We start from the raw sequence: 14626 nt of genomic DNA on the forward strand, positions 1-14626 counted from the left end.
GACACTCCAAATATGGGTGTCATCTTTTTTGTGCTTTATATTTTAATAAGTATTTTTCCTTGGTGCTGACGACTTTCCATAAATTCATGAGCCTTTTTCATTTCCTCTAAGGCAAATATTTTAGCAATTGGCACCTGAAAACTGTCTTCGTTTACTAAAGAGAAAATATCCTGCGCCACCTGTTGTAACAGTTCTGGCTTCAAAGCTCTTGTCGTACCTAAGCTAAATCCTTTTATATTGCGGCAGCTATTGTGTAAATCTGCTGTTTTTATATTTCCTACTCTTCCTCCACTATTCCCGAATTGGACAAGAGTGCCATAAGGCGCTAAACAAGTTAAACTCTCCTCGGTGATAGCTCCTGCAATAGAATCGTACACAATATCAACACCCTGACCCTTTGTAAGTTCATTGACATTTGTACTAAATTGATCATATGTAAGTACATGATCCGCACCAAGCTCATAAACAATTGGGGCTTTTTCTAAATTACTCACCGTACCTATAATCTGTTTAGCTCCGAGCCTTTTGGCCATTTGGACAAGCATTGTCCCTACCCCACCAGAAGCAGCATGAATTAAGACGGCATCCTGCTGACCAATGGCCGCTATTTGATGTGTTAACATATATGATAAAAATAAAACTGTCGGTACAGCTGCTACCTTCTCGATTGGTACCCCACTAGGAATTTTAAAAACTAGTTGTTCCTTTGCTACTACAAATTCTGCATAAGCACCGTTTTTCGGGAATGCGATAACTTGGTCACCCTTTTGAAAACCACTGCTATCATTAAAAACTTCTTCAATTACCCCTGCAACATCTAAACCAAGAACCATCGGAAAATTTGCTTTAGCTTTATTACCTGTGCGATTTTTAATATCTGCAAAATTTACGCTTGTATGGGTTGTCCTTATTAAGACTTCACCCTCAGAAATAGTCGGTTTTGGACAATCAATAAAAGTTAAAACATCCGATGTACCAAATTCATTGATAATAATAGCCTTCATAAATTTCTCCCTCCTTGCTATGGTAAAATTATATACTATATATAGAAATGATGGAGGAATATTCATGAAAATCAAACCTAAGCACGCCATGTACAATGGTATATCCTACAATTTTTTTGATGGAACAAGCGATAAGGTATGTTTTATGCTCTCTGGCACGGGCTATACCTATGATAAACCTATACTTTATTATTCTACGGCATTACTGTTAGAACTTGGCTATGATGTCGTCCAAATCAATTATACATTTGAGCAACAGCAATTCGAACAGGACTCCCAAGCCATATCAAAAATGGTCTATCGTGTTGCCAACCCTATTGTAGAAAATAGCTTGCAATCAAAGCCTTATAGAGAAGTCGTTTATCTAGGAAAATCTTTAGGTACTATGCCTATTGTCGATTATTATATGCAGCAGACTCCTTCTATTCCTGCTCGTTATGTACTTTTCACCCCATTACTTTCTCTTCAACATACAATGACAAATCTATTAGACAAACATGCATTTTTGGCAATTGGTACAGCGGACCCTCATTATTCACAGGAGAAGCTAGCGCAACTTGCTACCCTTCAGCTTGCTGTTTTTGAGGACCTTAATCATTCACTTGAAATTCCTTTGAATGCTGTTTTATCCATACAGCACTGCCAATCGCTGATAACACAATTAAAAATCTTCCTACAAAATAATTAGTAATATTTTTATAGTACTATTTACCAAAATCGTGTACATATGCTACACTAGCAAAAATACATTGAAGAGAAGAGTAAATAAGGCTGTTCTTCCCAGAGAGCTCGGATTGCTGAAAACGAGTAAGAACGAATTATTGAAACAAGCCTCGGAGTAGCGCATTGGATTTTTTTTGAATGATGGTGCGACGGGAACTCCCGTTATAGAGTTACAGTATAAGCATAGGCTCTATGCCGTACTGAAAAGGCTATTATGGTGACATAATAGTGAACTAGGGTGGCACCACGTGAGTATATAAATTCTACAACCTCGTCCCTAAGACTAATCGTCTTGGAGGTGGGGTTTTTTATTTTGCAAATCGTCACTTTGCTTAAGGAGGAATTTATATGAGAAAAGCTTTAGAAAGCTGGCGTTATCCTGCCATCCTATTATGTAGTATTGGTGTTTCAAGTGTTGGCGAATGGATTTATTTTATCGCCTTAAATTTAATTGTGTTAAACCTCACAGAATCTGCTCTGGCTGTCTCTGGATTGTATATTGTAAGAGCGATCTCTTCCTTGTTCACTAATTTTTGGTCAGGAAGCCTAATCGATCGTTTTAATAAGAAAAAGCTAATGATTTTTCTAAATTTGGTTCAATCTATACTCATTGTCATACTCCCCTGCTTTTCTAGCCTCTTGTGGATGTATGTCCTTGTTTTTCTCATTACAGTAGCTAGCTCTATGTATCAGCCGACATCTATGACTTATATCACTAAGTTAATTCCTGTCGAACAAAGGAAACGTTTTAATGCATTACGCAGCTTACTCGACTCTGGTGCATTTCTAACTGGACCAGCAATCGCAGGTTTCTTGTTCACAGTCGGAACACCCTATATGGCCATATATTTAAACGCGATTGCTTTATTTCTATCAGCCTGTATAACGTTCAAAATGCCGAACATTGAAGCCCTTGAAAAATTTATTAATCGTACAGAAAAAGCATCCCTTTTTCGAGTATTGCTTCTGGATTGGCAAATGGTCATACGCTTTAGCTTAAAAAATTCCTATGTTATGGTAGTCTATTTGTTGTTTAGTGCTATCATCATCTTGATGACAGCTACTGATTCTTTGGAGGCTGCCTTTGCAACACAGATATTAGCTTTATCCGAAGGAGAATATGGGATTTTAGTCAGTATCGCAGGGGTAGGTGTTTTATTTGGCTCGCTAACCAACTCTGTTATTGTTGAAAAAATACCAACTTCTTGGTTAATAGGTATGGGGTCTCTCGTAACAGCACTGGGCTATTTAATATTTACCTCATCCTTTTCCTTTCTTATAGCTGCTATAGGTTGCTTTGTATTATCCTTTGCAACTGCCTTTGCGAATACAGGATTTTATACATTTTATCAAAATAATATTCCCTCTGAGAGCATGGGTCGTATAGGAAGTATTTATGGATTTTTTGAAGCACTTTTTATTATTATTTTTACTACTATTTTTGGGATTTTCGCTGAATGGATTACTATACGCTCAGTTGTCATTAGTGCATCCTTTATGATGGCATTTGTAGCTGTCATTCTACTATGGCTAAATATAAAACCTTCGAAAAGCCACTATTATAAAAGGTTGATAAGTAGCAAGCAACAGTAATCTCACTTTTCATATAAAAATTAACCATCTAATGTCTACTAATTACTGACATCAGATGGTTTTTATCGAAATAAGCAATTTTATATATACCCTAATTCAAAGGATAGCTGCTGTGCAGTTTTAAGGACTTCCTGTGTTATACTTTCTAATTTTTCAGCATCTGTATCATATTCAAAGCACTCTGCACTAATGGCTGCAATTATTTGTTTATTTGAATCAAATATAGGTGCTGCTATGGATACTGTCCCCTTTGTTTTTTCTCCAACGCTTATGGCAAAGCCTTTTTCTCTTACCTCATTGAGGCTCTCTATCAATTTTTCTTTCTCAGGCTCCTCAAGTTGTTGGAAAAATTGTTGCTGTACATCGCTTTTAGAAAACGCAAGTAATACTTTATTTGGAGCTCCTATAGGATATGGAATTTTTTCACCAATCATATCAATAATACGGACATTTTTAGGACTATCAATTCGATCAATAATAATGGATGCAAACTGTTTAGCAATACTTAAATAGATTGTTTCTCGAACATTATATGCAAGGTTTTCTAATAGAGGATGCGCTTTTTCTCTAATATCCGTCTCATGATACATTTTCATGCCAAGTTGCAGCCATGTATACCCCAATCGAAATTCTTTTTTATTCTCATTTCTCTCTACTAAATCAAAACTTTCTAATGTATATAATAATCTGTAAATTGTGCTAGTAGGCAAGTCTGTTTCATTAAAAATTTCTTGCACAGTAAAAAAACGCTTCGGATGCTTCGCCAGTATATTTATAACTAACATTGCTCTTTCGATTGATTGAATCATTACAATTACTCCCTTTCATTTCCCCATATGATCACTATCTTAAGGTTTTTATAGATCCATTTAGCTTTTACTAGGATCATTATGAAATTAAAATTCATGCAAATTATCAAATTTTTATGTACCTTCAATTTTTTACATGTAGCCCTGCTTTTAAATGTAGTTTCATTTTATTTTAACTAATTTTTATGCATATAAATAGATGCTACATGAAATATATACATAGTTCCACTCAATTAGCGCAGAAAATTACGAGTATTCATAAAAATCCAAATTGACAATTTGTTGTTTTGCATTTACGATGAATTTATATTCCACTATGTAGATTTAATTTCATATAGTGAAAAATATGTAACAGTAAAAATATGTATTTCTCTACTAATTATCTATTTATATCATCTTGAAAATAAAAAATTTTTCTATAAAAGGAGAAAAAATCATGAATACTTTTATGTGGGATACACCCGAAAAACTACGTGCCCTATTATGTGAACTTGTGAGCTGGGAAAGCCGTACATTAACGGAGGGTGAAAATAAATTTGCCTTTCGACTAAAAGATAAATTGTTAATGCTTCCATATTTTGAAAAGCACCCAGACTTGATTGAATTACATGATGCAGGACTTGGCAGAAATGCAGTGACAGCCTTCTATAAGCATCCAACCGCAACTGAAACCGTTGTGTTAATCAGTCACTTCGATACCGTGCATACAGAGGAATATGGTGAACTAGAGCCGTTAGCCTTTTCTCCAGAAGAACTAACGAAAAAGCTAATGGAACCTAAATACCTAAAAGATTTACCAGAGGCAGCTCGCATTGATTTGGCGTCTGGGAATTATTTATTTGGACGCGGCACAATGGATATGAAAATGGGTCTTGCCTTACACATGCAGTTGATTGAAAAGGCAAGCTTTGAGCAATGGCCGATTAATTTAATTTTAACTACGGTTCCTGATGAGGAAGTCAACTCTGCTGGTATGAGAGCGGCTGTTGTGGAACTGGTGAGACTGCGGGAACAGCATGGCTTAACCTATAAATTATTTTTAAATAGTGAGCCATCGTTTTCACAAGGGCCTTCGGATACGAATGAATATATTTATTCAGGTACAATTGGTAAAATCATGCCTGCTGCTTTGTTCTACGGAAAAGAGACACATGTTGGTGAGCCATTAAAAGGGATGACGGCTCCCTTTATCGCTTCCTATATGACACAGCATATGGAGTGGAATCCCCTTTTCCGTGAAACAGATTTAGGCGAAAGCACACCACTACCCGTCTCTCTACAATTAAAAGATTTAAAAATGGAGTATTCTACACAAACACCATACCGTGCGGCGGCACTTTACAATGTCTTTTTGTTAAAACGTACAGCGGCTGAGGTGATGGCTATTTTTGAGGAAGTTGCGTTACAGGCAATGGCTGCTTGCAATGCGCACTATCAGGACATTTGTACACGCGAAAATGTTCAGGGTGTGGGCAAGGTAAAGGTCTTACGCTACGAGGCATTATTGGAGCATGCGATCCATAAGTTAGGAGCTGAGGAAGTACAAGCGATTAAGCACCAGGTTCAGCAGCATCCTGCATGGGATGATCGTGAAAAATCCATTCGTATTGTGGATCAGCTCATGATTCGCTGTCAGGAATTAGCACCTGCCACAGTTCTGTTATATGCACCACCTTACTATCCAGCCATTAATTCATCCAACCATCCATTAGTGAAACAGTCGATTGAATTAATGAAGCAAACAGCTCAAACATTTGATATTCAGGTGGAGCAGATCCACTACTTTAACGGAATCTGTGATTTAAGCTATGTCAACTATTCAGATGTATCCAATGAGTGGCTAGCATTTGAACGGAACACACCTGTATGGGGCGATACGTATCATATTCCATTCAAAGAGATGGCGGCATTACAAGGTCCTGTCTTAAATGTCGGTCCATTTGGTAAGGATGCCCATCAAAAAACAGAGCGATTGCATGTGGATAGTGCGTTTAAAGAGATGCCTGTTATGATTGATACATTGATTAAAAGTTTATTTTAAATAAAAGAAACTTCATTCAAAATAGCTTTCATATCCTCTCATTTAAATTGTTACCTAATAATCTAAGATGACACAGTACAAAATAGAAAGAGGTTGTTATATGGATTTTGCCGCTTTAACAGGTAAAATAGCAGGGATTATCTGGAGTAACGCATTAGTTTATCTTTGCTTAGGAGCTGGCGTTTACTTTTCGCTTATTATGAGGTTTCCACAGCTGCGTCTCTTCAAAGATATGATTAAACAATTATTTAATAGAAAAACTTCGGCAAATGGCGTTTCATCTTTTCAAAGCTTTGCAATGGCATTGGGTGGACGTGTCGGAATTGGGAATATAGCTGGTGTAGCTACTGCAATTTATTTTGGAGGACCAGGGGCTATCTTTTGGATGTGGGTCATAGCCTTTTTAGGAGCTGGTGCTGCCTATATTGAGTCCTCGTTAGCCCAGGTTTGGAAACAAGAAATCGCAGGAGAGTATCGTGGAGGGCCAGCATACTATATTGAGAAAGGGTTAAAAAATAAGCCATTTGCTATATTATTTGCTATCGCTACAATTATAGCAACTGGTTTCACTGGTTCAGGTGTTCAAGCCTTTAATATTGCTGATTCAACTAAAAATGCCTTCGGGATTTCACCAATGATTACAGGTATTATTGTTTCTGCAATATTTGGATTTGCTATTTTTGGTGGTATTAAAAGGGTTGGAAAAGTTGCTGAATATGCTGTACCGTTTATGGCAACTGCTTACATACTTCTTGCATTCATTATTTTATTGATCAATATAAAAGATGTACCTGCAATATTTGCTTTAATTTTCAGCTCTGCCTTTAATTTAAATGCTGCATTTGGTGCTGTTTTTGGAAATGCAATTATGTGGGGAGTAAAAAGAGGGGCTTATTCAAATGAAGCAGGTCAAGGTACTGGGGCACAGGCAGCTGGTACCGCAGAAGTATCTCATCCTGCTAAACAAGGGCTTGTCCAAGCATTCTCGGTCTATGTAGATACACTACTTGTTTGTACAGCTACAGCCATTATGATCATCTCCACAGGCAGTTACAATATTGCCCATCCTAATGGGGGATTTTTGGTTGAGAATCTACCAGGAGTTGAAGCAGGTACTGCATTTGCACAAGAAGCAATTAACTCATTCATTCCTGGTTTAGGAAGTCCTTTTGTTGCTATCGCAGTATTTTTCTTTGCAATAACTACTATGCTTGCTTTTGGGGTATACACGGAAAGTAATGTTGCTTACTTATTTAGAAACAATAAAAACTTTGCTACTATTGCTATTGTCGTAAAAGTACTACTAGTTATCTCTATCTTTTTTGGAACGATTCGTTCCTCAGCAACTGCTTGGAATCTTGCTGATATTGGTGTAGGTATACTTGCATGGTTAAACCTAATTGCTATTATTTTATTAACAAAGCCAGGTATAGCTACATTAAGAGATTATGAAGAGCAAAAGAAGTTGGGGCTTGACCCAGTCTTTATTCCCGAAAGATGTAGAATTAAAGATGCAGAATTGTGGAATGAAATAACTGAAAAAAACTATCCAGATCAATTAGCCGCATTAAAAGAAAAAGTTGGCGACTTGAAATAATTAAATGAACCCTGTAGTAGTCACTAAGAAGTTGAAAAGTTGCTGCTATGCAGGGTTCTTGCTTTTTAAATTTCCATAGAATGAAGTTAAAATCTCTATCTTTCAGTTGGGAAATGCTTTACTTGATCAACTGCCTCTAATAATTTTTTTGTTACAATTTCTGATTCATCAATATGGCTTGTTAGAACGCGATTTGTTTCATCGAATAAGGCTGTCGTCCTATTAAATTTATGTATAACATCTTCGTTTGATAGCCTCTGATCTTTAATTGAAGCTAATAGCTCATTTATTCCCGTTTGAACATTTGTCATAATGTGCAGTAATTGATCAATTTTTACTGATGTTTTAGCACTTTTATCAATGCCTTCCGTTACTAGCTGCATGTTATTTTTATTATCCTCGTAAGCAAGTCCAATTTGTTCTTCGATTATCTTTGTTAAATTAGCAATATCTTCTGTGCTTGTTTTCGTATTTTCAGCTAATTTGCGAACTTCCTCGGCAACAACCGAAAAGCCTTTACCATGCTCCCCTGCTCTTGCTGCCTCAATAGATGCATTCAAAGCTAGTAAATTGGTTTGATTTGATATTTCTCCAATAACATTTACAATTTCAGCTATTTGCTTTGAGCGCTCACTTAAATTACTCATGCTTAAAGACGTTTTTTGAGACTGCTCTCCCAACGCATCAATCAAATGCTCTACTTCCTGAACAGCCTGCTTGCTTTCAACCGATAATGTCATCATTTGATCCGAGGAAGAGATTAATAAATTTCCTTTATCTAGGGCATTTTCAGAAATTTTATTGGAGTGAATTGTGCTATCCTCAACTTTATTAAACTCTCCTACAATATCTGCGACCATTTCTCCTAAAATAGTATGCTGGTCATTTACCTTGTTATGTTGTTCAATAGTTTCAATGATTTCCTTATGTAACTCATTTAAAAAAATTTGAAATTCATGATCTTTCTTATCCAGCTTTGCATTCAGTTCATCAATTTTAGCCTTAAATTGCTCTATATCTACTTTTTTTGATTGGAACATTGTTAACACAGCCATCACCTCAGAAAATAGAATATTGAATATGTATTTATTTTACTGGATTTAAAGTAATTAATATACATCTTTAGAAAAAAACAAACACTCACTACTAACAACGACATAGCGTGATAGTAGTGAGTGTTTTGTTTTTTAATAGGCTAAACCAAATAAAGCTTTAATATGTGTTAAGTAACGAATATTAGAAGCTTCTTTCATTAATGTTGCAGGAAGGCCTTTAAGCTCTGTGTTGCTCGCACCAATTGTAGCAACAGCATCTTTACGACCTAAGCTTGCAAGTGTGCCAGAGTTTACAGCTGAGAATGCTTTCATGTCTTGGTTTTTGTATTGTGCAAATACATTATAACCAGCACATTCACCCATTTGCCATGCAACTTGTGCTGTTGGAGCGTATAGTGGACGACCTCCATCAGCTGGTAGTGCAACAGATGCATCACCAATAACAAAGACATCTTCGTGAGACGTAGATTGTAAGAATTCATTAATAGTTGCTTTTCCACGATCAGCAGCTAGACCTGATTCGCCTACGATTGGAAGTGGAGCTACCCCACCTGTCCAAACAAGTGTATTTGCAACAATTGGTTCACGGTCTTTTAAAGAAATAACGTTGCCGTCAACACCTGTTACTGGTGTACCTGTAATAAATTCTACGCCACGTTTAGTTAAGCTTTCAGTAGCGCGTTGGATAAGTGTATCTGGAAGAACTGGCAAGATTTTTGGACCAGCTTCAACAAGTTTAATTTTAAGATCAGCAAAATTAACACCATGTTTTGCAGCGATTTTCGGGAAGTTGTCCACGATTTCACCAACAAGCTCAACACCTGTTAAACCGCCACCACCAATAACGATTGTTGCATCTGCTTCATCTTTAGATTGTGCATATGCTTTAATGCGGTCTTCAATATGTTTGTTGATTTTATTGGCATCATTTACTGATTTAAGAACCATAGAGTTTTCTTCTAATCCTGGGATACCAAAGAATCCAGTTTGGCTACCTAAAGATACTACAAGTGTGTCATAAGTTAATGTATAACCATTATCTAAATCAACTTTTTTAGTATCTACATTAAATTTTGATACTTTCGCAATGTGTAGGTCGATATCTAAACCTTTAAAGATTTTTTTAAGTGGTAATGCAACAGCACCTTCTGCAATTGTACCACCAGCTAAACGGTGAAGCTCAGTGATAATTTGGTGTGTTGGGAATTGGTTTACTACAGTAATTTTAGCTTCATCAGCTGATAAATACTTACGTGCTGTTAATGCAGTTAAAACGCCAGCGTAACCTGCACCTAAGATGACGATTTCTTTTGACATGATTAATTAATCCTCCGTCCTTACGAATTGAATTTACCTTGAGTCTTATTTGGCTTTGCGTTCTGAGCTTACTTGTAAGAAAGCATTAACAAAACGGAAAACATTTTGAACTTGAGGGTCTTTTAACATTTTCACAAGACCGAATAAACCAATTACCTCATGGCTTTCAGATGCACGGTCTTTCGCTTCAATTGCAGTTGCTGCAAGGTTTTTCGCAGAGCCCACTACAGGACCAGCGATTTCTGTTACTGCTCCAACAGTATCGTTTTTAAGCACTTCGTCTGTTGCAACAGCTTGAGCAAACTCATATGATTTCGTTAATAATGTCATCATTTCAGTTAACTTTGGTAATTGCTCAACTAAAGTTGTTAGTGATTCTTGAACTTCAGGCTTTAATAATTGATCTAGTACATCTAATTGCTCTTTACTCACAGTTACTTGTTCAGCCTGTGTTTGGTTATTCGTTTCTGACATTTTGAACTCTCCTTTGCCATCACTAGTACTATTTTTTATTGCTTACATGTAAAAAAGACCATTAAGGTAAAACTTAACAGTCGTTACAGCGTATATCTTACACAATCACCAGTCACAAGGGCTGGATAGCGATTCGTATGACTTGTTATTACAATGTTTACTTTAAATCGCAAAAAGCGCATCATAATACCATCCTTATCTTGTCTTGGTGACATTACAACCTTCATTATAAGACTGTTTGTACATTATTTCAATGAGCTATATCACAATTTCGACAATCTTTTCAAAATTCATTGATTTCATCAACTATTAACTGTCTTGCTATAATAAATTTTCCAACGCATCATAATTTTTATTGATAATTCCTTTTCCTGTCATCTCTATATCCCCTTCTCTTTGGAATAAACGACGGCTTTAGGTTTCTCTAGTAATATTCAATAAGGACGCTATATCTTTTTTGTTAGTGTCAATAGAAATGTATCCCTCTTGGCTAACAAAGTAGATTTTAGAATATAGGAGCTTTTTTTATTTTAATTTAATGACAATAACACGAACGTCTGTAACTGCTTCTAAGCTGTGCTTTTCAGATGGTTTTAAAGTTAAAATTGTATCTTGTGTTAAAATTTCTTCCACACCTTCAACAATAAAGCGAACTTCACCAAATTGAACAATAATTAGCACTTCATTGTCCGCACGATGCTCAGGAATTTTTTCACCTGCACGCAATTGAATGTTCAAAATATCTGCACCAGCGATACTCCCTAATTTACCAATATGTTTTGTCTTTTCTTCTAGCATTGCTTGGATTGGTATAATTGTCATTGTCATTCCTCCATTACACTGTTTTTATGCTATTATAGGTTCTTTTGATTTACGATGTTCCACTACTTTTTAGGCCACACCCCCACTATAATGAAGAATCACTCTGATTGTCTGTGACTTACATCACTAAAAAAGAAGTATCCCAAATGAATGAGATAGCTCCTTTTACAAACCTATTTTGTGTTAACGTTTTTCAACAGAAAGCCAGAAGAAATTTGTTACTTCCTTTGCCGTCACATCTACTGAGCCTAGCAAAGTTTTACCATCCCCATCTTTAAAATACCCTACAGTCATCAATGCCATAAAGTTATGAGCGAAAAACTTTGCATTTCCTTTTCGAATTGTGCCCTTTTCCATCTCTTTTTGCATAGCCTGCTCTATTGTTTGATACATACCATTTTCGGATGCTTGAACTTGTCTCAGCTGCGATTCCGATAAATTAATGGTAGCCTCTTTCATAAAATTTTTCATATCAATATCGATAGTGGCTGATAAATGAACCTCAACGAGCTGTTCGAGTCGTTCTTTAAATGGTTTAGGCTGCTCTAAAATTTGTAGAATAGATAGCTTGATACGATCCATCATAGCGATTAAAGCAGATGTATATAAATCCCCTTTAGTTGGGTAGTAGTAATAGACAGTCGCCTTTGTTACGTTACAAGCCTTTGCTACATCATCCATTGAAATATTTTTGTAGCCCTCTTTAATAAAAAGTCTTGTGGCCGTTTCAAGGACAATATCTTTTGTAGGTTTCGCATTTTCATCATGGCGAGGTCTCCCGAGAACACGCGGTGATTGTTTCAACAAGTTCGCCTCCTTAATTAAGCATTCTTTTTACGCATATTATAACATATTAATATTTATGGATTGATTAATTAACCTTCTAGTATATATAATTAAATCACTTACATGAAATGGAGGTCTTTTGATGAAAAAACATCCACTTGAGCAATGGGGCTCAATGGTTGCAAGTAAAAAGGGAAGATTATTAGCACTAGCTTTTTGGGTGCTATTAGTAGTTGTATTCTCATTTGCTTGGCCACAAATCAATAGTATAGAAAGTGAGTCAGGCAAAAACTTACCTAATACCGAAATGTCTGAGCAAGCTGCGTCCATTATTGCAGAGCAATTTCCTAATGATGCTGGAACACCTCTATTGTTGGTGTGGCATCGTGAAAATGGCTTAACACCTGATGATTTTTCGGCTATACAAGGTGTATACAACGAGCTGCAAGCAAAGCCCTTAGCCCATCAAACAATGGTTCCACCATTTGATCAAATGCCACCTCAGGCTTTAATGGCTTCCGCTTCTGAAAATGGTACAACAATTGTTACACCTGTGTTTTTTGAAAAAGGTGTCGCAACAGATATGCTACAGGATAGTTTAGATAAGCTGACAAAAATAATGGAAGGCTATCAAGTCCAATTAGATGATAAATTATCAAGCGATGCACTCCATGTGCGCTATTCTGGACCAGTGGGAATTGCCACTGATGCTGTCAGTTTATTTTCACAAGCAGATGTGAAGCTATTGATCGCAACTGTATTACTCGTTTTAGTATTACTTATTATTATTTATCGTTCTCCATTGCTAGCTATTATTCCTTTAATTGTTGTAGGGCTTGCCTATGGTGTGATTAGCCCGACACTTGGTTTTTTTGCTAAACAGGGATGGATAGATAAAGATTCACAGGCAGTCTCCATTATGACTGTTTTACTATTTGGTGCAGGTACTGACTATTGTTTATTTTTAATTTCAAAATATAGAGAAATACTCTTTGATGTTGAGGATAAGACGGTCGCAATGAAGCTAGCTGTTAAAGAATCGGGTGGTGCTATTTTAATGAGTGCCCTAACAGTAGTTATAGGTTTAGCGACCCTTAGTCTTGCCCATTATGGCGCATTTCAACGCTTTGCCGTACCATTTAGTTTTGGTGTGCTTGTCATGGGGGTCGCAGCACTTGTTGTCCTACCAGCAATTCTTGTCCTTATTGGGCGAGTAGCGTTCTTCCCCTTCACTCCTCGAACGGAGGAAATGGCCAAGAAAAAGGGCAAGAAACAGCATAAGCCTTCACATAAGGTTAGTCATAAAATTGGTCATTTTGTTACCCATAAACCTTGGGTCGTTATCGCTGTAACTGTAATCTTACTTGGAGGGTTGGCGGCATTTGTTCCGCGAATTCAATATACATTTGATTTGCTTTCATCCTTCCCAAAAGATATGCCGTCTAGAGAAGGATTTACATTAATAGAAGAGAATTTTTCGCCTGGAGAACTAGCACCTGTTCAATTAGTAATAGACACAGAAGGTACTGATATTAATATCCAGCAACAACTTGAAGCTATCTCTTATATTGATAGTGTGGCAGATGTACAAATTGGCGAAAAAAATAAGAATATACACTTGTATGAACTCAATTTCGATGCCAACCCTTATGCACAGGAGTCATTAGCTCATATTCCTGAACTACAAAAAGAGGTTATTAAAATACTAGAGGCACAAGGTCTAAACAACGCTGATAAACATGTTTGGCTTGGTGGAGAAACAGCTAGTCAATATGATACACAACAAATAACTAAGCGAGATGAAACAGTAATCATGCCAACCATGATTGCCTTAATCGCATTATTATTATTTGTCTATTTACGTTCTATTACAGCAACTGTTTATCTATTAGCGACTGTTATTATTTCTTATTTTGGGGCATTAGGCGCTGGATGGTTAATCTTACATCATATCATGGGGGCCGAGGCAATTTCTGGAGCTATTCCATTGTATGCTTTTGTGTTCTTAGTTGCTCTCGGAGAGGATTATAATATCTTTATGATTTCAGAGATTTGGAAAAAGCGCAAAACCACTGACCATTTAACAGCTGTAGAAGAAGGTGTTGTCCGAACAGGAAGCGTTATTACATCTGCTGGACTCATCCTAGCAGGTACATTTGCGGTGCTGGCAACATTACCGATTCAAGTGCTTGTTCAATTTGGTGTTGTGACAGCCATTGGTGTATTGCTCGATACATTTATTGTAAGACCATTACTTGTACCAGCCATCACAACAGTACTAGGTAAATATGCTTTCTGGCCAGGTAAGTTATTTAAAAAAGATGCCTAAATAGACAACACGGACATTAGCTAGGTATGATTGTCATACTTGCTCATGTCCGTGTTTTTTTATATTAATACTATAA

Annotated in this window: 13 protein-coding genes and 1 other annotated feature; of the genes, 5 read left to right on the top strand and 8 right to left on the bottom strand. The window is 36.6% G+C overall.

Annotation, left to right across the window (positions count from 1 at the left end; all coding sequences use genetic code 11):
• Positions 1-35 precede the first annotated feature (35 nt).
• Positions 36-1004: a quinone oxidoreductase family protein gene (locus tag HXV90_RS13865; RefSeq protein WP_269897441.1), complete on the bottom strand. Its 969-nt coding sequence runs from the start codon at positions 1002-1004 to the stop codon at positions 36-38.
• Between the two features lie 64 nt (positions 1005-1068).
• Between HXV90_RS13865 and HXV90_RS13870 the strand changes: the two genes are divergently transcribed.
• Both HXV90_RS13870 and HXV90_RS13875 read left to right on the top strand, forming a co-directional pair.
• A complete protein-coding gene (locus tag HXV90_RS13870) occupies positions 1069-1692 on the top strand; it encodes an alpha/beta hydrolase (protein ID WP_048393179.1) in 624 nt (207 codons plus the stop codon).
• A 52-nt stretch (positions 1693-1744) separates the two neighbouring features.
• Positions 1745-2009 (top strand) — a binding site (T-box leader).
• 66 nt (positions 2010-2075) lie between these two features.
• Positions 2076-3320: an MFS transporter gene (locus tag HXV90_RS13875; RefSeq protein WP_048393177.1), complete on the top strand. Its 1245-nt coding sequence runs from the start codon at positions 2076-2078 to the stop codon at positions 3318-3320.
• An 80-nt stretch (positions 3321-3400) separates the two neighbouring features.
• Here HXV90_RS13875 and HXV90_RS13880 read toward each other — a convergent pair whose 3' ends face one another.
• Positions 3401-4129: an IclR family transcriptional regulator gene (locus tag HXV90_RS13880; RefSeq protein ID WP_054549035.1), complete on the bottom strand. Its 729-nt coding sequence runs from the start codon at positions 4127-4129 to the stop codon at positions 3401-3403.
• Between the two features lie 436 nt (positions 4130-4565).
• On the opposite strand from HXV90_RS13880, the gene HXV90_RS13885 reads away from it, so the two are divergent.
• Both HXV90_RS13885 and HXV90_RS13890 read left to right on the top strand, forming a co-directional pair.
• The gene (locus tag HXV90_RS13885) at positions 4566-6170 is read left to right on the top strand and encodes a M20/M25/M40 family metallo-hydrolase (protein WP_269897442.1); all 1605 of its coding nucleotides are present in this window, start codon (positions 4566-4568) and stop codon (positions 6168-6170) included.
• 100 nt (positions 6171-6270) lie between these two features.
• Positions 6271-7767, top strand: coding sequence for an alanine/glycine:cation symporter family protein (locus HXV90_RS13890; protein WP_269897443.1), 1497 nt, complete (start codon positions 6271-6273; stop codon positions 7765-7767).
• 95 nt (positions 7768-7862) lie between these two features.
• Here HXV90_RS13890 and HXV90_RS13895 read toward each other — a convergent pair whose 3' ends face one another.
• The 6 genes from HXV90_RS13895 to HXV90_RS13920 form a co-directional block, all read right to left on the bottom strand.
• Positions 7863-8822 carry a methyl-accepting chemotaxis protein gene (locus HXV90_RS13895; protein ID WP_269897444.1) on the bottom strand — a complete coding sequence of 320 codons (960 nt, stop codon included), beginning with the start codon at positions 8820-8822 and terminating at the stop codon, positions 7863-7865.
• A 132-nt stretch (positions 8823-8954) separates the two neighbouring features.
• On the bottom strand, positions 8955-10139 hold the full coding sequence (locus HXV90_RS13900) for an NAD(P)/FAD-dependent oxidoreductase (protein WP_004227760.1): 1185 nt from the start codon (positions 10137-10139) through the stop codon (positions 8955-8957).
• A 45-nt stretch (positions 10140-10184) separates the two neighbouring features.
• Positions 10185-10613 (bottom strand): helical membrane plugin domain-containing protein, encoded by a 429-nt coding sequence (locus HXV90_RS13905; protein ID WP_004227758.1) that lies wholly within the window; start codon positions 10611-10613, stop codon positions 10185-10187.
• 83 nt (positions 10614-10696) lie between these two features.
• Positions 10697-10828, bottom strand: a complete 132-nt coding sequence (locus tag HXV90_RS13910; RefSeq protein ID WP_255349861.1) for a hypothetical protein — start codon at positions 10826-10828, stop codon at positions 10697-10699.
• A 310-nt stretch (positions 10829-11138) separates the two neighbouring features.
• The gene (locus HXV90_RS13915) at positions 11139-11435 is read right to left on the bottom strand and encodes a cupin domain-containing protein (protein ID WP_048391859.1); all 297 of its coding nucleotides are present in this window, start codon (positions 11433-11435) and stop codon (positions 11139-11141) included.
• A 183-nt stretch (positions 11436-11618) separates the two neighbouring features.
• Complete coding sequence (locus tag HXV90_RS13920) at positions 11619-12239, bottom strand: TetR/AcrR family transcriptional regulator (RefSeq protein WP_016993441.1); 621 nt, start codon at positions 12237-12239, stop codon at positions 11619-11621.
• A gap of 124 nt (positions 12240-12363) precedes the next feature.
• Between HXV90_RS13920 and HXV90_RS13925 the strand changes: the two genes are divergently transcribed.
• Positions 12364-14550 carry an MMPL family transporter gene (locus HXV90_RS13925; RefSeq protein ID WP_269897445.1) on the top strand — a complete coding sequence of 729 codons (2187 nt, stop codon included), beginning with the start codon at positions 12364-12366 and terminating at the stop codon, positions 14548-14550.
• The last annotated feature ends 76 nt before the right edge of the window (positions 14551-14626 follow it).

The sequence above is a fragment of the Lysinibacillus sp. JK80 genome (assembly GCF_027557635.1).
In the GTDB taxonomy this organism is placed as follows: Bacteria; Bacillota; Bacilli; order Bacillales_A; family Planococcaceae; genus Lysinibacillus; species Lysinibacillus capsici.